This window comes from Streptomyces sp. T39, from assembly GCF_008042045.1.
Lineage (GTDB): Bacteria > Actinomycetota > Actinomycetes > Streptomycetales > Streptomycetaceae > Streptomyces.
This window is the reverse complement of the sequence record NZ_RDBP01000012.1, coordinates 3166518-3186398: the sequence shown is the minus strand read 5'-3', so window position 1 is coordinate 3186398 and position 19881 is coordinate 3166518. Positions and strand designations below refer to the sequence as shown.

The following is a 19881-nucleotide window of genomic DNA, read 5'->3' as shown; positions in this document are numbered from 1 at the left end:
CCCTGTGTGGACGCGGCACAGCCGGGCCACTCCGTCAAATCGGTACACAATACCCATTGACCCGCCGCCGGTTCGGGCGTTCCATGGACATAAAGGACAGATAAGGCTGCGGCAGGAGGCGGCCCACCATGACCACCCGCTCAGACATTTCCCAGCACCCGGACCTCGCGGAGATGCGCTCCCGCTTCGAACGCGCGACGTCCAATCCCACGGCCCAGGGCGTCGAGGCCCTGGCGCTGCTCACCGGCGTCTACCTCGCGGCGTCGCCCTGGATAGCGGGCTTCAGCGGACTCACCGGTCTGGCTGTGACCAACCTGATCCTCGGCATCGCCTACTGCGCCTGCATGAGCGGCTTCGCCTCGGCGTACGAGCGCACCCACGCCATGGCGTGGGCCGCCTGCGCGATCGGCGCGTTCACGATCGTCTCCCCGTGGCTCGTCTCCGGCGACGTGTCCACCACCCGCACCGTGGTCAGCAACGTGATCGCCGGAGCGGTGGCGCTGCTGTGCGGTCTCGCCATGGCCGCCGGCGGCCGCGGCGGCCGCAAGCCGTCCATCGGTCCCTCCGCGATGAGCTGATCCGCCCCGGCACGGCGGTCCACCGGGCCGCCGCGCAAACGAGGGCCCCGGTCCGAGCCGGGGCCCTCGTCCGCGTGTGCGGCCGCGCAGACGTCAGGGCGCGGGCAGCGCGCCCCCGCCCTTGAGCCGTTCCAGGTCGTCGGCGCGCACCTTGATCGCGAACAGGGCGATCAGGGCGGCGATCACGGCGAAGACCGCCGCGGTGACGAAGGCCGCCGAGACACCCGAGGTGAGCACTTCGCTCGACCACGGGGGCGGCAGCTGCCCCGTGCGCTCGAACTGCAGGCGCTCCGCCGGGCTCGCCTGGGCGAGGAAGGCCGGGACCTGCTGGTCGGCCTCGTTGTTGCTGGCGGTGCCGAAGACGGTGACCAGGATGGACAGCCCCAGCGAACCGCCGACCTGCTGGGTGGCGTTGAGGAGACCGGAGGCGGCGCCCGACTCGTGCACCGGCACCCGGGACAGCGCCATCAGGGTCAGCGAGACGAAGAGCATGCCCATGCCGAGGCTGAAGACCAGCATCGGTCCGAGGATGCTGCCCGCGTAGGTGGAGTGGACGTCCGTCAGCGTCAGCCAGCCGAGACCGGCCGCGGCGAGCAGCGCGCCCGTCACCATGAACGGCTTGGGCCCGTAGCGGGGGAGCAACTGCGAGGCGAGGCCCGCCCCGATCGCGATCACGGCGCTGACCGGCAGGAACGCGAGACCGGCTTCGAGCGGGCTGAAGCCGAGGACGTTCTGCACGAAGAGGGTCAGGAAGAAGAACATCCCGAACATCGCCGCGGCGAGGCACAGCATGATGCCGTACGTGCCCGCGCGGTTGCGATCGGCGAACATGTGCAGCGGTGTGATCGGCTGCTTCGAGCGCCGCTCGACGGCGATGAAGGCGGTCAGCAGGATCACCGCGGCGGCGAAGGACCCGAGGGTGACCGGATCGCGCCAGCCCTCCTGCGCGGCCCGGATGAACCCGTAGACCAGCGCGGCCATGCCCAGCGTGGAGGTCAGCGCGCCGAGGATGTCGAAGTTGCCCGGATGGCGTGCGGACTCCTTGATGTAGCGCGGTGCGGCGAAGGCGATCAGCAGGCCGATGGGGACGTTGACGAAGAGCACCCAGCGCCAGTCCAGCCACTCGACGAGCATGCCGCCCGCCAGCAGCCCGATCGCGCCGCCGCCCGCCGACACGGCCGCGAAGACGCCGAAGGCCCGGTTGCGTTCCGGGCCCTCCTTGAACGTGGTGGTGATCAGGGCCAGCGAGGTCGGCGACGCGATGGCGCCGCCGACGCCCTGGAGGGCCCGGGCGGCGAGCAGCTGGCCGCTGCTCTGCGCGAGGCCGCCGAGCAGCGAGGCCAGGACGAACAGCAGCACGCCGAAGATGAACACACGCCGCCGGCCGAGGATGTCGCCCGCCCGTCCGCCGAGGAGCAGCAGCCCGCCGAAGGTCAGGGTGTAGGCGTTGACCACCCACGACAGGCTGGTGGTCGAGAAGTCCAGGTCGCTCTGGATGTGGGGCAGCGCGATGTTCACGATGGTGATGTCGAGGACCACCATCAACTGACAGGAGGCGATGACCAGAAGCGCCATTGCGTTTCCGCCGCCCTTGCCGGGGGCGTGGTCCTGAGCGGTTGTCGCGGGCTGCGGGGTCGTCATGGAGCACCGTGCCTCGGTGGCCGGACATCCCCTGCCGGCGGGTCACCCGTACGGCAGGTTTGCGGACGGGACCGTCCACTGTTCGACGTTAAGCCCGCCCCCGGGGCGTCACCACTCGATCAGGGCAGGACCGCCGTCCCGTCGACCTCGACGAGGCACTCCTCGTCCCACAGCCGCACCACGCCGATCACCGCCATCGCCGGGTAGTCGCGGCCCGCCAGCCGGCGCCAGACGCGGCCCAGTTCGGCGGCGTGCGCCCGGTAGTCGGCCACGTCGGTGGCGTAGACCGTGACCCGCGCGAGGTCGTGGGGCGTGCCACCGGCCGCCGCGAGTGCGGTGAGGAGGTTGGTGAGGGCCACCTCGAACTGCTCCGGCAGCGTGCCCCCGACGACCTTGCCCCCGCCGTCCAGGGCCGTCTGGCCGGCGAGGAAGACCAGCCGGGAGCCGGTGGCGGTGACCGCGTGCGAGAACCCGGCGGGCGGCGAGAGCTCCGCCGGGTTGTGCCGGTGCAGACTCATCCGGTGGCCTCCGCGGTAGGCGCCTGGAGCGCGTACAGCTCCTTGGCGACGATGGTGCGCTGGACCTCGGTGGCGCCCTCGTAGATCCGCGGGGCACGCACCTCGCGGTAGAGGTGTTCGAGCAGGTGGCCGCGTTGCAGGGCGCGGGCGCCGTGCAACTGGACGGCGGCGTCGACGACGTACTGGGCGGTCTCGGTGGCGAGCAGCTTCGCCATCGCCGCCTGCCGGGGCACACCGTCCCGCCCCTCGTCGTACGCGCAGGCCGCCGCGTACACCATCAGGCGGGCGGCCTCGGTGCGGGTGGCCATCTCCGCCACGGTGTGGGCGACCGACTGGAGCTCCTTCAGCGGGGCTCCGAAGGCCGTCCGGTCCGCGGTGTGCGCCAGGGCGGCGTCGAGGGCCGCCTGGGCCATGCCGACGGCGAAGGCGCCGACGCTGGGACGGAAGCGGTTCAGCGTGTCCATCGCGACCCGAAAGCCGCGGTCCCGCTCGCCGAGCAGGTCGTCCTCGGTCACCGGCACCCCGTCGAAGACGAGCGCCCCGACGGGGTGCGGCGACAGCATGTCGAGCGGCGTGCCGGTGAGCCCGGGACGGTCGGCGGGGACGAGGAAGGCGGTGACACCGCGGGCGCCCGCCCCCTCCGTCGTCCGGGCGAAGACCGAGTAGAAATCGGCCTCGGGGGCGTTCGAGATCCAGCACTTCTCCCCGCTCAGCCGCCAGCCCCGGCCGTCGGGCACGGCCCGGAGGGCGAGCGCCGCGGCGTCGGACCCGGCGCTGGGCTCGCTGAGCGCGAAGGCGGCGACCGCACGTCCCGCCACGACCTCCGGGAGCCAGCGCGCCCGCTGGGCCTCGGTGCCCGCGCGGAGCACGGGGGAGGCACCGAGCCCCTGGAGCGCGAGTGCCGTCTCGGCCTCCGTGCAGCCGTACGCCAGGGATTCGCGCATGAGGCACAGCTCCAGCGATCCCGAGGCGAACAGGCGCTTGAGCAGACCGAGTTCACCGAGGGCGGCGACCAGGGGGCGGTTGAGCCGGCCCGGTGGGCCCTGCTCGGCGAGCGGCCGCAACCGGTCGCGGGCCAGGTCGCGCAGCTCGCCGCACCAGGCGGTCTGTACCGGATCGAGTGAGAATGCGGGCATTCACGCCCTCGCTTCCGACGGTCGGGGGCCGGGCTCCGAGGCGGTGCGGTGTGCCGGGACGGGCAGGTGTCCGATCGGCCGGGCACCCGGGGGCGGCGGGTTCCGCCGCCCCCGTACGGAGGGTATCGCGCACTGTTGACTGTCGTCACCATCACGATACGCTCGTCCGGCGTCCCCTTCGCACCGGGGACCGTTTCGCGACCCCACCACAGCCAGGGGGCGAACCATGGAGCTGACACCTTCGGCCCACCTCGACACCTTCGCGCGCGATCATCTGCCACCCCCCGGCGAATGGCCGGACCTGCTCCTCGACCTGCCGGCGCTCCGCTATCCCGAGCGGCTGAACTGCGCCGCCGAGCTGCTGGACACCACCGTCGACCGCCTCGGCCCCGGCCGGCCCGCCCTGCGCACCGGCGACGGCGCGAGCTGGACCTACGGGGAACTGCGCGAACGGGTGGACCGCATCGCGCACGTGCTCACCGACGGTCTCGGGGTGGTGCCGGGCAACCGGGTGCTGCTGCGCGGACCGACGACACCGCATCTGGTGGCCTGCTGGCTGGCCGTGCTCAAGGCCGGGGCGGTCGCGGTCACGGTGCTCGCCCAGCAGCGGGCCGGGGAGCTGGCCACCATCTGCGCGATCGCGGAGGTCCGCCACGCCCTGTGCGACGTCCGCTCGGTCGACGAGCTGGTCAAGGCGGGCGTGCCGGGGCTGCGGATCACGGAGTACGGCGGCCCCGGGCCGGACGACCTGCTGCGGCGGGCGGCACGGGCGCCCGGGGAGCCGTACACGCCCGTCGCCACGGCCGCCGACGACGTCGCGCTGATCGCGTTCACCTCGGGGACGACGGGACGGCCGAAGGGGTGCATGCACTTCCACCGCGACGTCCTCGCCGTCGCCGACACCTTCTCCGCCCAGGTGCTGCGCCCCCGGCCGGACGACCTGTTCGCGGGCAGCCCGCCGCTGGGCTTCACCTTCGGCCTCGGCGGCCTCGTCCTCTTCCCCCTGCGGGCGGGAGCCGCGGCCCTGCTGCTGGAACAGGCGGGACCGCGCCAGCTGCTGCCGGCCGTCGCCGAACACCGGGTGTCGGTGCTCTTCACCGCGCCGACCGCCTACCGGGTGATGCTGGACCACCTCGACGGGCACGACCTCGGCTCGCTGCGGCGCTGTGTGTCCGCCGGTGAGAACCTCCCCGCCGCGACCTGGCGGCAGTGGCACGAGCGGACCGGGCAGCGGATCATCAACGGCATCGGGGCGACCGAACTGCTGCACATCTTCATCTCCGCCGCGGACGAGGAGATCCGGCCCGGCACCACGGGGCTCCCGGTCCCCGGCTGGCAGGCGCGCGTCGTCGGCCCGGACGGCCTGCCGGTGCCCGACGGCGAGCCGGGCCTGCTCGCCGTGCGCGGCCCGGTCGGCTGCCGCTACCTGGCCGACCCGCGCCAGCGCACGTACGTGCGCGACGGATGGAACCTCACCGGCGACACCTACGTCCGCGAGCCGGACGGCCGCTTCCGCTACGTCGCCCGCGCCGACGACATGATCATCTCGGCCGGGTACAACATCGCGGGCCCCGAGGTGGAGGACGCCCTGCTCCAGCACCCCGACGTGGCCGAGGCCGCGGTCGTCGGACACGACGACGAGCTGCGCGGGCAGATCGTCGTCGCCTACGTCGTCCTGCGTGACGGCCTGCCGCGGGGAGAGGCCACCGCGGACGCGCTCACCGAAGCGGTCAAGCAGCTGCTCGCTCCCTACAAGTGCCCCCGCCGGATCGTCTTCCTCGACTCCCTTCCGCGTACACCCACCGGCAAGCTTCAGCGCTTCCGGCTGAGGGCTCTAGAGTGATCGCGTGGCCGAGCTGCACACTCCGCGATCGCTGATCGTCACCCTCTACGGCGCCTACGGACGGATGCGCCCGGGGCCGTTCGCCGTGGCCGAGCTGATCCGGCTGCTGGGGGCCCTCGGCGTCGACGCGCCGTCCGTCCGCTCCTCGGTGTCCCGGCTCAAGCGCCGCGGTCTGCTCGTGCCGGAGCGCACCGCTGACGGCGCGGCCGGCTACGCACTGTCCGACGACGCCCGGCAACTCCTCGACGACGGCGACCGGCGGATCTTCGCGGGCGCGCCGGCGGAGCTCGCCGACGGCTGGGTGCTGGTCGTCTTCTCGGTCCCCGAGGCCGAGCGCGCCAAGCGGCACCTGCTCCGCTCCCGGCTGGTCAGGCTCGGTTTCGGGGCGGCGGCGCCGGGGGTGTGGATCGCCCCGGCCCGTCTGTTCGACGAGACCCGGCACACCCTGCGCCGCCTGCGGCTCGACCCGTACGCCGACCTGTTCCGCGGCGAGCACCTGGGGTTCACGGCGACGGCCGAGGCGGTCGGCCGCTGGTGGGACCTGGCGGCGATCGCCAAACAGCACGAGGAGTTCCTGGACCGGCACGAGCCGGTGCTCAGGGCCTGGGAGCGGCGTGCGGAGACACCCGCGCAGGACGCCTACCGCGACTACCTGCCCGCGCTGGACTCCTGGCGCCGGCTGCCGTACGCCGACCCGGGCCTGCCGCCGGAGCTGCTGCCGCAGGGCTGGCCCGGCGGCCGCTCGGCCGACGTCTTCGCCCGCCTCCACGCCCGCCTGCGCGACGCGGGCGCGGCGTTCGTCCGCCCCTGACCCGCCCACCGGGCGGGGCGGGGCCGGCCGGCGAAACGGCTCCCCGGCCCGACGGGCGGGCCGGCCCGCTCAGGGGGCCGGCGTCGCCCCGCCCGGTGAGCCGAGCGTGAGACGGGGACGGGGAGCGTCGGTGCGGCCGGTCGGCGGCGTGCGGCTGCCCGCGCGGTACGGCACCGGCCACACGGCGCCCTCGCCCCGGTAGCCCTGTTCGGCCGCCGCGTGCAGCGTCCACTGGGGGTCGTACAGATGCGGCCGGCCGACGGCGCACAGGTCGGCCCGTCCGGCGAGCAGGATCGAGTTGACGTCGTCCCAGGAGGAGATCGCGCCCACGGCGATGACGGGCACGCCCGCCTCGCCGCGGATGCGGTCCGCGAACGGGGTCTGGTACGAGCGGCCGTACTCGGGCTTCTCGCCGGGAACCACCTGACCGGTGGAGACGTCGACGGCATCGGCCCCGTGGGCGGCGAAGGCGCGGGCGAAGGCCACGGCGTCCTCGGCCGTGGTGCCGCCGTCCGCCCAGTCGGTCGCGGAGATGCGGACGGTCATCGGGCGGTCGTCCGGCCAGATCTCCCGCATGGTGTCGAAGACCTCCAGCGGGAAGCGCAGCCGGCCCCGGAGCGAGGCGCCGTAGGCGTCGGTGCGCCGGTTGGTGAGCGGGGAGAGGAACCCGGAGAGCAGGTACCCGTGTGCGCAGTGCAGTTCGAGGAGGTCGAAGCCGCTCTCCGCGGCCCGGCGGGTGGCGGCCGCGAACTGTTCGCGGACGGTGTCGAGTCCGGCACGGTCGAGGGACTCCGGGACCTGGCTGACACCGGGGAGGTACGGCAGCGGCGAGGCGGCCGCCAGCGGCCAGTTCCCGTGCTCCAGCGGCTGGTCCATGCCGTCCCACATCCGGCGGGTGGACCCCTTGCGGCCGGAGTGCCCGAGCTGGATCCCAATGGCGGTCCCGGGCGCCTGCCGGTGCACGAAATCGGTGACACGGCGCCAGGCGGCCGTGTGCTCGGGCGTGTAGAGGCCCGTGCACCCCGGTGTGATGCGGCCCTCGGGGCTGACGCACACCATCTCGGTCATCACCAGGCCCGCGCCGCCGAGCGCGCGTGCGCCGAGGTGGACGAGGTGGAAGTCGCCGGGGAGTCCGTCCTCGGCGGAGTACATGTCCATGGGCGAGACGACGACCCGGTTGCGCAGAGTGAGGCCGCGCAGCCGGAAGGGGGTGAACATCGGGGGTGTGCCGGGCGGACAGCCGAACTCGCGCTCGACGGTGTCCGTGAAGGCGGCGTCGCGCAGCCGCAGGTTGGCGTGGGTGACCCGCCGGCTGCGGGTGAGCAGGTTGAACGCGAACTGCCGCGGCGGCTGGTCGAGATGGCGCCCGAGCTCCTCGAACCAGCGCAGGCTCGCGGCGGCGGCGCGCTGGGTGGACTCCACGACCGGCCTGCGTTCGCTCTCGTACGCGGCGAGCGCCGCGGGGAGCCGGGAGTGCTCCTCGACGCACGCGGCGAGCGCGAGGGCGTCCTCGACGGCCAGCTTCGTGCCCGAGCCGATGGAGAAGTGCGCGGTGTGGGCGGCGTCGCCGAGCAGCACGATCCGGCCGTCGGACCAGCGGTCGTTGACGACGGTGCGGAAGGCGGTCCAGGCGGAGGAGTTGCCGCGCAGGGGGCGGCCGTCGAGCGCCTGCGCGAAGACCTTGGCGCAGCGGGACGCGGACTCCTGTTCGTCGAGCTCGCCGAAGCCCGCGGCCTCCCAGACCTCCTCGCGCATCTCGACGATGACGGTGGAGGCGTCCGCCGCGTACGGGTAGCCGTGGAGCTGCATGACGCCGTGCTCGGTCTCGGCGATCTCGAACCGGAAGGCGGAGAAGGCGAAGTCGGCGGCGAGCCACAGGTAGCGGCAGCGGTGGGAGGTGATCCGCGGCCCGAAGACGTCGGCGTGGGCGGCTCGGGTGGCGCTGTGCACCCCGTCGGCGGCGATCACCAGGTCGTGGGTCGTGGCGAGTTCGGCGGCGGGCGGCGCCGGGGTGCGAAAGCGCAGCCGCACGCCGAGGGAGGCGCAGCGCCGGTGCAGGATCTCCAGCAGCCTGCGGCGTCCGAGGGCGGCGAACCCGTGGCCGCCGGAGCTCTGGCGGTGCCCGCGGTGCACGATGTCGATGCCGTCCCAGCGGACGAACTCCTCCTTGAGCGCGGCATGGACGACGGGGTCGGCGTGCGCGATGCCGCCGAGGGTCTCGTCCGACAGGACGACGCCGAAGCCGAAGGTGTCGTCGGGCGCGTTGCGTTCCCACACGGTGACGTCCCGCCCGGGGCCGAGGCGCTTGAGCAGCGCGGCGGCGTAGAGACCGCCGGGTCCGCCCCCGATGACGGCGACGCGCAGACCACGGGTGTCCGGTGGCGTCCCGGGTGCCGCGGGCGGCGGGCGCATCAGCGGCCCCGCCACTTCGGGGGCCGCTTCTCGGTGAAGGCCGCGTGGAACTCGGCGTAGTCCTCGCCGTTCATCAGCAGGGCCTGGGTCGCGGCGTCCATCTCCACGGCCGCCGCGAGCGGCATGTCCAGTTCGGCCGTGAGCAGTGCCTTGGTCTGCGCGTACGCGAGTGCCGGGCCGTCCGCGAGGTGCCGGGCGAGCTCGGCGGCACGGGCGCCGGCGCCGCCCTCCTCGACCAGTTCGCTCAGCAGGCCGATCCGCTCGGCCTCAGGTGCCCGCACCGGCTCGCCGAGCATCAGCAGCCGGGTGGCGTGGCCGAGCCCGACGACGCGCGGCAGCAGATAGGCGGCGCCCATGTCGCCGCCCGACAGCCCGACCCGGGTGAAGAGGAAGGCGAACCGGGTGGAGGGGTCGGCGATCCGGAAGTCGGCCGCGAGCGCCAGCACCGCGCCCGCGCCCGCGGCCACCCCGTGCAGTGCGGCGATCACCGGGAAGGGGCACTCCCGGACGGCGCGGACCACCTGACCGGTCATCCGGTTGAAGTCGAGGAGCTGGGCGGTGTCCATGGACAGGGTGGCGCCGATGATCTCGTCGACGTCACCGCCGGAGCAGAAGCCGCGGCCTTCGCCGCCGAGCACCAGGGCCCGCACCGAGCGGTCCCGTGAGAGCTCGGCCAGCAGGTCGCGCAGGTCGGCGTAGGCGCCGAAGGTGAGCGCGTTGAGCTTGTCGGGGCGGGCGAGGGTGACGGTCGCGACCCCGTCGTCCCTGGTCAGCCGCAGATGGTGCCAGGCGTCGGTCGGCGGTGCTGATCCGGTAAAGGGGCTCACGTGTGCTCCTTCGGCGGGCGGTCTGCTGCGGCCTGCCCCTCGAAGTTATCACCCGTTTGTGACCGCCGTCATGAGGGCGCGATAGAGCGTTGTGACAGTGCACAGGTCTCGTCATGGTTCCGGCACAGGTCCCCGCCGAACACGTCCGGGCCGGTGAGCGGCGCACGGCGCCTCCGTAGGGTGGGGGGACGACCGACGCCGAACGGACATCCGCTGTGCCCGACTCCACCGCTCCCGCCTCCTGGCACGTGCCGCTCCCGCACACCGCGGCCGCCGTGCCGATGGCCCGTGCGGCGATACGGGCCGCCCTCGCGGACACCGACGACCCCGCCGACCGGGACACCGCCGAGCTGCTCACCGCGGAGCTGGTCGCCAACGCGGTCCGGCACACCCCGGGCGAGTCCCGGATAGAGCTGGTCGTCCGGCTGCTGCCCAAGCAGTGCCGCGTCGAGGTGCACGACGCCGACCCCGAGCCGCCGGCCGCCCTGTCGCCGCACGCGCAGGAGCCGGACCCCGGCCCCTGGCAGGAGCACGGCCGGGGGCTGCTGCTGATCCGCGCGCTGAGCTCCGAGTGCGGACACCGCCTCACCACCTGGGGCAAGGCGGTCTGGTTCTCGCTCACCGTGCGGAGCTGAACCGCAGCCCGGCCCACGCGGGACCGACCGCCGCCCGCCTCGTGCGGCGCCGAGGGACCGCCGCCCACTTCGCGCGGCGCCGAGGGACCGCCGCCCACCTCGTACAGAGCCGAGGAGACGCCACCCGACCCGCGCCGTGCGGCGCCTGCTCAGCCGCGGCCTCCGGCCAGCGTCGCCACCAGGACCGCCTTGATGGTGTGCATCCGGTTCTCGGCCTCGTCGAAGACGACCGAGTGGGCCGACTCGAAGACCTCGTCGGTGACCTCCAGCTCGGACAGGCCGTGGCGCTCGTGGATCTGCCGGGCGACCTTGGTGCCCAGGTCGTGGAAGGCCGGCAGGCAGTGCAGGAACTTCACGCCGGGGTTGCCGGTGGCCCGCAGCACGTCCATGGTCACCGCGTACGGGGAGAGCGCCTTGATCCGCTCGTCCCAGACCTCCTCGGGCTCCCCCATCGACACCCAGACGTCGGTGACGACGAAGTCCGCGCCCCGGACGCCCTCGCCGATGTCCTCCGTGAGCTCGATCCGCGCCCCGCTCGCCGCCGCCAGCTCCTGCGCGGCGGCGACGACCTCCACGGCCGGCCAGTAGGCACGGGGCGCCACGATCCGCACGTCCATGCCGAGCAGCGCCGCCGTGACGAGATAGCTGTTGCCCATGTTGAAGCGGGCGTCGCCCAGGTAGGCGAAGGCGATCCGGTCCAGGGGCTTGTCGCAGTGCTCGGTCATGGTGAGCACGTCGGCGAGCATCTGGGTGGGGTGCCAGTCGTCGGTCAGCCCGTTGTAGACCGGCACCCCGGCGTGGGCGGCCAGCTCCTCGACCGTGTGCTGCGCGTCACCGCGGAACTCGATCGCGTCGAACATCCGGCCGAGGACCCGTGCGGTGTCCTTCGCCGACTCCTTCTTGCCGATGTGGGAACCGGCCGGATCGATGTAGGTCGTCGACGCGCCCTGGTCGGCCGCCGCCACCTCGAACGCGCAGCGCGTACGCGTCGACGACTTCTCGAAGATCAGGGCGATGTTCCTGCCCCGCAGCCGCTGGACCTCGGCGCCGGCGCGCTTGGCGGCCTTGAGCTCCGCGGCCAGGGCGAGCAGGGCGCGGAACTCCTCTGCCGTGAAGTCCAGCTCCTTCAGAAAGTGGCGGCCTTCGAGATGTATCGCCATGATGGCTGCTCCTGGGTGGCGGAAAAGCAGTGAACGCATGGAAGTCTATACGACACCCTGCATCGCTATACAGACCTCCGCCGAGTGTTCACCGCACGGCCTCCCGCTCGACCGGACAGCTCATGCACCGGGGCCCTCCCCGCCCCCTGCCCAGCTCGCTGCCGGGGATCTCGATGACCTCGATGCCCTGTTTGCGCAGATGCGTGTTGGTCGTCGCGTTGCGCTCGTAGGCCACCACCACGCCCGGCTCGACCGCCAGCACGTTGCAGCCGTCGTCCCACTGCTCCCGCTCGGCCGCGTGCACGTCCTGGGTCGCGGTCAGCACCCGGATGTCCTTCAGACCGAGGGCCGCCGCGATCGCGTCGTGCATCCGCTCGGGCGGATGGTCGCTGACCCGCAGACCGCCGGAGACGTCGCCCGGCTCGATCGTGTAGGAGCGCAGCATGCCGAGCCCCGCGTACTGCGTGAAGGTGTCCGCGTCGACCATGGTCATCACGGTGTCCAGGTGCATGAACGCCCGGCGCTTCGGCATGTCCAGCGCCACGATGGTGCGGGCCGAGCCGGCCGCGAAGAGACCGCGCGCCAGCATCTCCACCGCCTGCGGCGTGGTCCGCTCGCTCATCCCGATCAGCACCGCGCCGTTGCCGATGACGAGCACGTCACCGCCCTCGATCGTGGACGGGTAGTCGTCCTGCCCCTCCGACCAGTGGTGGAAGTGCGAGGCGTGCTCCCCGACGAAGTGCGGGTGGTACTTGTAGATCGCCTCGAAGTGCACCGTCTCGCGCTGACGGGCGGGCCAGCGCATCGCGTTGATCGACACCCCGTCGTATATCCAGGCCGAAGTGTCGCGGGTGAAAAGGTGGTTGGGCAGCGGGTGCAGCAGGAAGTCGTCCAGGTCCATGGTGTGGAACCGGACCGAGGTGGGCTCCGTGTGACCGGCGAGGAACTCGCGCTTGGTCATCCCGCCGACCAGCGCCTCGACCAGGCCGGACGTGGGCATCTCGTCGAACGCGGCTCTCAGGTGGTCCGTGGCGAGCGGGCCGTACTCCTTCTCGTCGAAGACGCGGTCCAGCACGAGCTTGCGCGCCTCCTCGATCTCCAGCGACTCGCGCAGCAGATCCCCGAAGAGGTGCACCTGCACCCCGCGGTCGCGCAGCACGTCCGCGAAACCGTCGTGCTCCTGGCGCGCCCGGCGCACCCAGAGCACGTCGTCGAAGAGCAGCGCGGTCTTGTTGCTCGGTGTGAGCCGTTTCAGTTCCAGATCCGGCCGGTGGAGGATGACCTGCCGCAGCCGGCCGGTCTCGGAGTCGACGTGGAATGCCATGTCTCCATCCTGGCCGGACGGGAGGCCGTTCACCCGGCGAACGGCCGACTCCGCATTCCGGAACGGCCGAGGCGGGGCGCCGTCCCCCCCGAGCCCGTACGGCGACCGCCGATCGCCCTGTGCGACCGGCGGGTCACCGTACGGTCCGGCGGCGGGAGCGGGCCCGGCACGGCGGACGGTCAGAGGCGGGGGTCGACCGGCTCCGACTCCAGGGCCAGGACGGCGAACACGGCCTCGTGCACCCGCCACAGCGGCTCCCCGTCCGCCAGCCGGTCGAGCGCCTCGAGGCCGAGGGCGTACTCGCGCAGGGCCAGCGAGCGCTTGTGGCCCAGGAAGCGGTCGCGCAGCCTGCCGAGGTTGTCGGGCCGGGTGTACTCCGGGCCGTAGATGATCCGCAGGTACTCACGGCCCCGCACCTTGACACCGGGCTGCACCAGCCGGCCGCCGCCGTCCCTGGCCAGGGCCGCGAGCGGCTTGACGACCATGCCCTCACCGCCGCGGCCGGTCATCTCCAGCCACCAGTCGGTGCCGGCGCGGACCGACTCCTCGTCACCGGTGTCGACGACGAGCCGTCGGGTGACCTGGAGCAGTCCGGTCGGGTCGTGCTCCACCAGCCGGTCAAGCCACGCCAGTTGCCGGTCGTGCGGGACGCCGGCGAGCGAGCGGCCCTCGGCGGCGAGCAGCTGGAACGGGGCGAGGCGCACCCCGTCCAGGCCGTCGGTCGTCCAGCAGTAGCGCCGGTAGGCGTCGGTGAACGCCCGCGCGTCCTCGCCGCGTTCGCGCTGCCGGTCGAGCAGCCCGTCCACCGGCACGCCCCGGCCGGCGGCCGAGCGGAGTGCGGCCGTCGCCCCGGGCAGCACCGCTCCGGCCGCGGCGCCGACCGCGGCGTACTGCGTCCGCAGCAGACCGGACGCCTTCAGGGACCAGGGCATCAGCTCCGCGTCCAGCAGCAGCCAGTCCGTCTCCAGCTCGTCCCACAGTCCGGCGGCGCCGACCGCCGCGCGCAGCCGGTCCAGGATCTCCTCGGTGACCTCCTGGTCGTCGAAGAAGGGGCGCCCGGTGCGGGTGTGGACGGTGCCCGTGGGTCCGTCGACGCCGAAGCGGCGGCGGGCGGCGCCGGCGTCGCGGCAGACCAGGGCCACCGCGCGCGACCCCATGTGCTTCTCCTCGCACACCACCTGGGCCACACCGTCCGCCGCGTACTGGGCGAAGGCCTCGGCCGGGTGCTCCAGGTAGCCCTCCCGGCGCGAGGTGGCGGTGGGGGCCATCGTCGGCGGGAGGTAGGCGAGCAGCCGGGGATCGACGGCGAAGCGGCTCATCACCTCGAGCGCCGCCGCGGCGTTCTCCTCGCGCACGGCGACACGCGCCAGGTGCCGGGTCTCGACGACCCGGCGGCCCTGCACGTCGGCGAGGTCGAGCGGGCGACCCTCGCGGCTGCCCGGGGTCTCGGTGAGCAGCGGCTTCACCGGTTCGTACCAGACCTTCTCGGCGGGGACGTCGACCAGTTCGCGCTCGGGCCAGCGCAGGGCGGTCATCCGGCCGCCGAACACGGCGCCGGTGTCCAGGCAGATGGTGTTGTTGATCCAGGAGGTGCTGGGGACGGGGGTGTGGCCGTACACGACGGCCGCCCGGCCCCGGTAGTCCTCGGCCCAGGGGTAGCGCACGGGCAGGCCGAACTCGTCGGTCTCGCCCGTGGTCTCGCCGTACAGGGCGTGCGAGCGGACCCGGCCGGAGGTGCGGCCGTGGTACTTCTCGGGCAGACCGGCGTGGCAGACGACGAGCCGGCCCTCGTCGAGGACGTAGTGGCTGACGAGTCCGTCGATGAACTCGCGCACCTGCTCGCGGAAGGCGTCGTCCTCCTTCTCCAGCTGCTCGATCGTCTCGGCGAGGCCGTGGGTGCGCTGGACGTTGCGCCCCTTGAGCCAGCGGGCCAGCTTGTTCTCGTGGTTGCCCGGCACGCACAGGGCGCTGCCGGCGGCGACCATCCCCATGACCCGGCGCAGCACGCCGGGGCTGTCCGGCCCCCGGTCGACGAGGTCGCCGACGAAGACGGCCGTCCGGCCGTCGGGGTGCACCCCGTCCTCGTACCCGAGCCGGCCCAGCAGGGTCTCCAGCTCGGACCGGCAGCCGTGGATGTCGCCGATGATGTCGAACGGTCCGGTGAGGTGGCGGAGGTCGTTGTAGCGGCGCTCCAGGACGACGCCGGCGCTCTCGACCTCCTCGACGCTGCGCAGCACGTGGACCTTGCGGAAGCCCTCGCGCTCCAGCCCGCGCAGCGAGCGGCGCAGTTCGCGGCGGTGGCGGGAGATGACGTGCCGCGGCATGCCGGCCCGGTCCGGGCGCGCGGCGTTGCGGCGGGCGCAGACGTCCTCGGGCAGGTCGAGGACGATCGCGATGGGCAGTACATCGTGCTCGCGGGCCAGCTTCACGAGCTGCCGCCGGCTCTCGGTCTGCACATTGGTGGCGTCGACGACGGTCAGCCGGCCCGCGGCGAGGCGCTTGCCGACGATGTAGTGCAGGACGTCGAAGGCGTCGGCGCTGGCGCTCTGGTCGTTCTCGTCGTCGGCGACGAGCCCGCGGCAGAAGTCGGAGGAGACGACCTCGGTCGGCTTGAAGTGCCGGCGGGCGAAGGTCGACTTGCCGGAGCCGGTGGCGCCGACGAGCACGACCAGGGACAGGTCGGTGACCGGCAGCTGCCGGCCCGGGGTGGTGGTCGCTTCCTCGGTGGTGGTGGTCATGCCGCCGTCGCCTCCTTCTCGGACGTGTGAGGGGTGGGGTGCGTGTGCGGAGCGGCGCCTTCGGCCGTCCCGCGGGGGTCGTCCGGACCGTCGGGGCCCGCCTTCTCGAAGACGGCCATCTGCGTGGGCGGTCCGACCTCCGGGTCGTCCGGCCCGACGGGAGTGAAGCCCACCGTGTAGCCGTGGCGCCCGGCCACGGCCAGCGCCCAGTCGCGGAACTCCGCACGGGTCCACTCGAAGCGGTGGTCGCCGTGGCGTGTGTGCCCGGCCGGCAGGCTCTCCCAGCGGACGTTGTACTCGACGTTCGGCGTGGTCACCAGCACCGTGCGGGGGCGGGCCGCGCCGAAGACGGCGTACTCCAGCGCCGGCAGCCTCGGCAGGTCCAGGTGCTCGATCACCTCGCTGAGCACGGCCGCATCGTACCCGGCGATCCGCTTGTCCGTGTACGTGAGCGACCCCTGCATCAGGCTGACACGGGACGCCTGGCGCTCCCCCAGCCGGTCCAGCCGCAGCCGCCGACCGGCGACGGTGAGCGCCCGCACCGACACGTCGACACCGACGATCTCGGTGAACGTGACGTCCTTCAGCAGCGCCTGCACCAGCTGGCCCTGACCGCAGCCCAGGTCGAGCACGCGCTGGGCCCCGCTCTGGCGCAGGGCGGCCAGGATCGCCTCCCGGCGCTGCTCGGCGAGCGGCACGGGCCGCTCCTCGGTGTCCGTGGTCTCGTCGACGGCGTTGTCCACGTCCTCGACGGCGAGGTCGTCCGTCTCCGCGAGGCGGACGAGTTCGAGCCGCTCCATGGCCTGCCGGGTGAGTCCCCAGCGGCGGGAGAGATAGCGGCTGGTGATCAGCTTCTGCTCGGGGTGGTCGGCGAGCCATCCCTCACCCGCGCGCAGCAGTTTGTCGACCTCGTCGGTGGCCACCCAGTAGTGCTTCGCGTCGTCCATGACGGGCAGCAGGACGTAGAGCTGGCGCAGCGCGTCGGCGAGCCGGAGCTCGCCCTCCAGGGCGAGCCGCACGTACCGGGAGTCGCCCCAGCCGGGGAACTGCTCGTCGAGGGGGATCGGTTCGGCCTCCACCGACGTCCAGCCGAGCGGGGCGAACAGCCTGCGGACCAGTTCCACTCCGCCGCGGGCGGCGACGGCCGGCACCTCGATGCGCAGCGGCAGAGGTGCCGCGGCGCGCTCGGGCAGAGCGGCGCAGACGCCGCGCAGGGCGCTCTTGAAGACCGTGCTCATGGCCACGGACAGCAGCGAGGAGGCGGCGTACGGCCGGTCGTTGACGTACTGCGCGAGGGCGGCGTCGGGAGCTCCGCCCCGGCCCTTGCCCCTGCCCCGGCGCACGAGCGCCACCGGATCGACCTCCAGCAGCAGTGCGGCGGTGCACCGCTCGGCGGACGCCTCGGGGTAGAAGACATGAGCCGTGCCGTGCGCGGTGGAGAACGCCTGCGCCCGGTCGGGATGCTTGTGCAGCAGAAAGCCCAGGTCGGTGGCGGGGCGTTCAGGGGTGCCGGTGGTACTGATCGTCAGGAACACCCGTCCGAGTATCGTCGGCCGCACCCCCCTGCGACCAGCGGTTTTCGTGGCGCACGGCGCCGGTCGCGCCCGTGCGTCACCGCCCGCCGCCGCCGAGGCCGCCCGCCAGCGCCGCGATCCGGGCGGGGCCCACCCGGCAGCAGCCGCCCACCAGGCGCGCGCCGGCGGCCCGCCAGCGGGGCCCGTCGGCCGGGTCGTAGACGACGGCGCCCGCCCAGCGGTGCGCGGCCCGGTCCCACCGCTCGCCGCTGTTGGGGTACACGACGGCGGGTCTGCCGGTCACCCGTACGGCGAGCCGGGCCGCGTCCTCGGCCTCCTCCGGTGCGCAGCAGTTGACCCCGACGGCGATGACGTCGTCCCGGCCGGCCACGAGGGCGAACGCCTCCGCCAGATCCTGCCCGGCGCGGGTCCGGCCGCCCGCGACGGTGTACGACAGCCAGAGCGGCACCCCGCATCCCTCGGTGGCCGCGAGCAGGGCGCGGGCCTCGTCCGTGTCGGGCACGGTCTCCAGCGCCAGCACGTCGGGCCGGGCCGCGGCGAGCGCCTCGACGCGGGGACGGTGGAAGCGCTCCAGCTCCCCCGCGTCCAGCCCGTAGGCGCCGCGGTACTCGCTGCCGTCGGCGAGGTACGCGCCGTACGGCCCGACGGAGGCGGCGACCCACACCTCGTGGGCCGCCCTCTCCCCGGCCCGGCGCGCCAGTTCCACACTGCGGGCGAGCAGCCTCCTGGTCCGTGCGCGCCCGATGTCCCGGCGTGCGAAGCCCTCGAAGGTGGCCTGGTAGCTGGCCGTGATCAGGACCTGGGCTCCCGCCTCGACGTAGGCGGCGTGCGCCGCCTCGATCTGCCGGGGGTCGTCGGCGAGGAGACGGGCCGACCAGAGGTCGTCGGACAGGTCGCAGCCCTGGGCCCGGAGCTGGTCGGACAGGCCGCCGTCGAGGACGAGGGCACGCTCGGCCAGGGCCTCGGCGAGGGGGCGGGTCGGTCTCATGTCTGCCTCCGGGTGCAGGGCGGGGCCGGGGTGCACCGCCCCGGCCAGGGGGCGCGGGCGGGCATGTCCGCGCCCTCGGCCGGGCGCGGCGGGGCCGGCGCCGCGCGAACCGCCGACGGGCTCGCGTGGCAGGCGCGCCCCGGCGCGCATCCGGCCCGGCGGGCCGGGGCACGGGCCGCGTCCGTCCGCGCCCCGGCGGCCGGCAGGTCAGGACAGCTGGGACTGGACCTGGGAGGAGATCAGTTCCAGGTGGTCGAGGTCGTCGAGGTCGAGCACCTGGAGGTAGACCCGCGAGGAGCCCGTCGCCGCGTAGCGCCCGATCTTGTCCACGACCTCGGCGGGGGAGCCGGCGAGGCCGTTGGCCCTGAGTTCGTCCGCCTCGCGGCCGATCGCCGCCGCGCGGCGGGCGACCTCCGCGTCGTCCTTGCCGACGCAGACCACCAGGGCGTTGGAGTACACGAGGTCGTCCGCGTCGCGCCCGGCCTCCCGGGCGGCTTCCCGCACCCGGCCGAACTGCCGCTCGGTGTCCTCGACCGAGGCGAAGGGCAGGTTGAACTCGTCGGCGTACTGCGCGGCCAGACGCGGGGTGCGGACGGCTCCGTGGCCGCCGATCAGCACCGGGATCCTCGACTGGACGGGCTTCGGCAGGGCAGGCGAGTCGGTCAGCTGGTAATGGGTGCCCTCGTAGCTGAACTTCTTGCCCGTCTCGGTGGACCACAGGCCGGTGACGATCGCCAGCTGCTCCTCCAGCCTGGCGAACTTCTCCTTGGGGAAGGGGATTCCGTAGGCGCGGTGCTCCTCCTCGAACCAGCCCGCGCCGAGGCCGAGTTCGATGCGGCCGCCGGACATCTGGTCGACCTGGGCGACCTGGATGGCGAGGACACCCGGCAGCCGGAAGGTGCCGGCGGTCATCAGCGTGCCCAGGCGGATCCTGCGGGTCTCACGGGCCAGCCCGGCCAGCGTGATCCAGGCGTCGGTGGGGCCGGGGAGGCCGTCGGCCGAGCCCATGCTCAGGTAGTGGTCGGAACGGAAGAAGGCGTCGAAGCCGAGGTCCTCGGTGGCCTTGGCGACGGTGAGGAGGGTGTCGTAGTCGGCCCCCTGCTGGGGCTCGGTGAAGATGCGAAGATCCATGCTTCCATCCTGCACCGTCCCCGGGGCGCCTCGCCGGTCACGGCGGGCCCGCGCGCCCCCGGGCCGTCTCGCACGGACGCCCGCGCTCCCCCTCGGCGAGGCGGCGGAGCATGGCGCGGACCCGGTCGCTGGACTCGTCGGCCGCGTCTATCGTCTCGATGCACTGCCAGTAGAGACCTTCGTCGTCGGTGGCGCAGGCGACTCCGACCAGGGCGATGCCCACGTCCCCCAGCAGCCCGAGCAGTGCGGTCAGCACCGCTTCGGGGTGCGCCACTTCGGTGAGCTGGACGGCGCGCGGCCCGCCGCCGCGCACGGCGGGATGGTCGGGGACCCCCGCTCCCCTGCCGCCCGTCTCGCTGAGCGCCGTGGCCTCGCCCCTCAGATCGGGAGGGCCGCCGAGGGCGATTCTGCTGCCGACGGCCTGGGCGAGCGCCTGGATCTGCCAGGCCTCCGCCACCACCTGGGTGACCTCCGTGCCCTGCTCACTCTGCCGCAGCGCCTGCCCGCTGATCTCGATGAGCCGTAACGCGTCCATGCCGAGCCCCCGTTCGTACGATGTACTGCCCACACTGTTCATTACCCAGAGTGAAGGTCATCGACCAGA

Annotated in this window: 16 protein-coding genes; 4 read left to right on the top strand and 12 right to left on the bottom strand. The window is 73.5% G+C overall.

What is annotated here, in order from left to right; all coding sequences use genetic code 11:
- Positions 1–128: 128 nt before the first annotated feature.
- Positions 129–578: an SPW repeat protein gene (locus EAO77_RS15470; protein WP_147988549.1), complete on the top strand. Its 450-nt coding sequence runs from the start codon at positions 129–131 to the stop codon at positions 576–578.
- 93 nt (positions 579–671) lie between these two features.
- Here the strand turns inward: EAO77_RS15470 and EAO77_RS15465 are convergent, their stop codons facing one another.
- The 3 genes from EAO77_RS15465 to EAO77_RS15455 all read right to left on the bottom strand — a co-directional run bounded on the left by EAO77_RS15465 (position 672) and on the right by EAO77_RS15455 (position 3873).
- Entirely contained in the window at positions 672–2153 is a 1482-nt protein-coding gene (locus EAO77_RS15465) for an MFS transporter (RefSeq protein WP_261993910.1), read from the bottom strand.
- Between the two features lie 185 nt (positions 2154–2338).
- Positions 2339–2737 carry a RidA family protein gene (locus EAO77_RS15460; RefSeq protein ID WP_147988547.1) on the bottom strand — a complete coding sequence of 133 codons (399 nt, stop codon included), beginning with the start codon at positions 2735–2737 and terminating at the stop codon, positions 2339–2341.
- Positions 2734–3873 carry an acyl-CoA dehydrogenase family protein gene (locus EAO77_RS15455; RefSeq protein WP_147988546.1) on the bottom strand — a complete coding sequence of 380 codons (1140 nt, stop codon included), beginning with the start codon at positions 3871–3873 and terminating at the stop codon, positions 2734–2736. Before EAO77_RS15455 ends, EAO77_RS15460 begins: the two co-directional genes overlap by 4 nt.
- Positions 3874–4099: 226 nt before the next feature.
- Here EAO77_RS15455 and EAO77_RS15450 point away from each other — a divergent pair, with 226 nt between their 5' ends.
- Both EAO77_RS15450 and EAO77_RS15445 read left to right on the top strand, forming a co-directional pair.
- Positions 4100–5716 carry an AMP-binding protein gene (locus EAO77_RS15450; RefSeq protein WP_147988545.1) on the top strand — a complete coding sequence of 539 codons (1617 nt, stop codon included), beginning with the start codon at positions 4100–4102 and terminating at the stop codon, positions 5714–5716.
- 4 nt (positions 5717–5720) lie between these two features.
- Complete coding sequence (locus tag EAO77_RS15445; RefSeq protein ID WP_147988544.1) at positions 5721–6527, top strand: PaaX family transcriptional regulator C-terminal domain-containing protein; 807 nt, start codon at positions 5721–5723, stop codon at positions 6525–6527.
- A gap of 69 nt (positions 6528–6596) precedes the next feature.
- On the opposite strand, the gene EAO77_RS15440 is transcribed toward EAO77_RS15445, so the two are convergent.
- Together EAO77_RS15440 and EAO77_RS15435 are read right to left on the bottom strand one after the other, a co-directional pair.
- Positions 6597–8939, bottom strand: a complete 2343-nt coding sequence (locus EAO77_RS15440) for a bifunctional salicylyl-CoA 5-hydroxylase/oxidoreductase (RefSeq protein ID WP_147988543.1) — start codon at positions 8937–8939, stop codon at positions 6597–6599.
- Positions 8939–9766, bottom strand: coding sequence for an enoyl-CoA hydratase family protein (locus tag EAO77_RS15435; protein ID WP_147988542.1), 828 nt, complete (start codon positions 9764–9766; stop codon positions 8939–8941). Before EAO77_RS15435 ends, EAO77_RS15440 begins: the two co-directional genes overlap by 1 nt.
- Positions 9767–9981: 215 nt before the next feature.
- Between EAO77_RS15435 and EAO77_RS15430 the strand changes: the two genes are divergently transcribed.
- Positions 9982–10401 carry an ATP-binding protein gene (locus EAO77_RS15430; RefSeq protein WP_147988541.1) on the top strand — a complete coding sequence of 140 codons (420 nt, stop codon included), beginning with the start codon at positions 9982–9984 and terminating at the stop codon, positions 10399–10401.
- Positions 10402–10550: 149 nt separating this feature from the next.
- Here the strand turns inward: EAO77_RS15430 and argF are convergent, their stop codons facing one another.
- The 7 genes from argF to EAO77_RS15395 form a co-directional block, all read right to left on the bottom strand.
- On the bottom strand, positions 10551–11561 hold the full coding sequence (gene argF, locus EAO77_RS15425; RefSeq protein ID WP_147988540.1) for an ornithine carbamoyltransferase: 1011 nt from the start codon (positions 11559–11561) through the stop codon (positions 10551–10553).
- 88 nt (positions 11562–11649) lie between these two features.
- Entirely contained in the window at positions 11650–12885 is a 1236-nt protein-coding gene (locus tag EAO77_RS15420; protein WP_147988539.1) for an arginine deiminase, read from the bottom strand.
- Between the two features lie 179 nt (positions 12886–13064).
- Positions 13065–15623 (bottom strand): polynucleotide kinase-phosphatase, encoded by a 2559-nt coding sequence (locus EAO77_RS15415; protein ID WP_147988538.1) that lies wholly within the window; start codon positions 15621–15623, stop codon positions 13065–13067.
- Positions 15620–17158: a 3' terminal RNA ribose 2'-O-methyltransferase Hen1 gene (locus EAO77_RS15410; RefSeq protein ID WP_147988537.1), complete on the bottom strand. Its 1539-nt coding sequence runs from the start codon at positions 17156–17158 to the stop codon at positions 15620–15622. The genes EAO77_RS15415 and EAO77_RS15410 overlap by 4 nt, the downstream gene beginning before the upstream one ends.
- A gap of 76 nt (positions 17159–17234) precedes the next feature.
- Positions 17235–18146 (bottom strand): homocysteine S-methyltransferase, encoded by a 912-nt coding sequence (gene mmuM, locus EAO77_RS15405; RefSeq protein WP_147988536.1) that lies wholly within the window; start codon positions 18144–18146, stop codon positions 17235–17237.
- 207 nt (positions 18147–18353) lie between these two features.
- Positions 18354–19277, bottom strand: coding sequence for an LLM class F420-dependent oxidoreductase (locus tag EAO77_RS15400; RefSeq protein ID WP_147988535.1), 924 nt, complete (start codon positions 19275–19277; stop codon positions 18354–18356).
- A 37-nt stretch (positions 19278–19314) separates the two neighbouring features.
- A complete protein-coding gene (locus EAO77_RS15395; RefSeq protein WP_147989145.1) occupies positions 19315–19812 on the bottom strand; it encodes a DUF6099 family protein in 498 nt (165 codons plus the stop codon).
- Positions 19813–19881 lie beyond the last annotated feature (69 nt).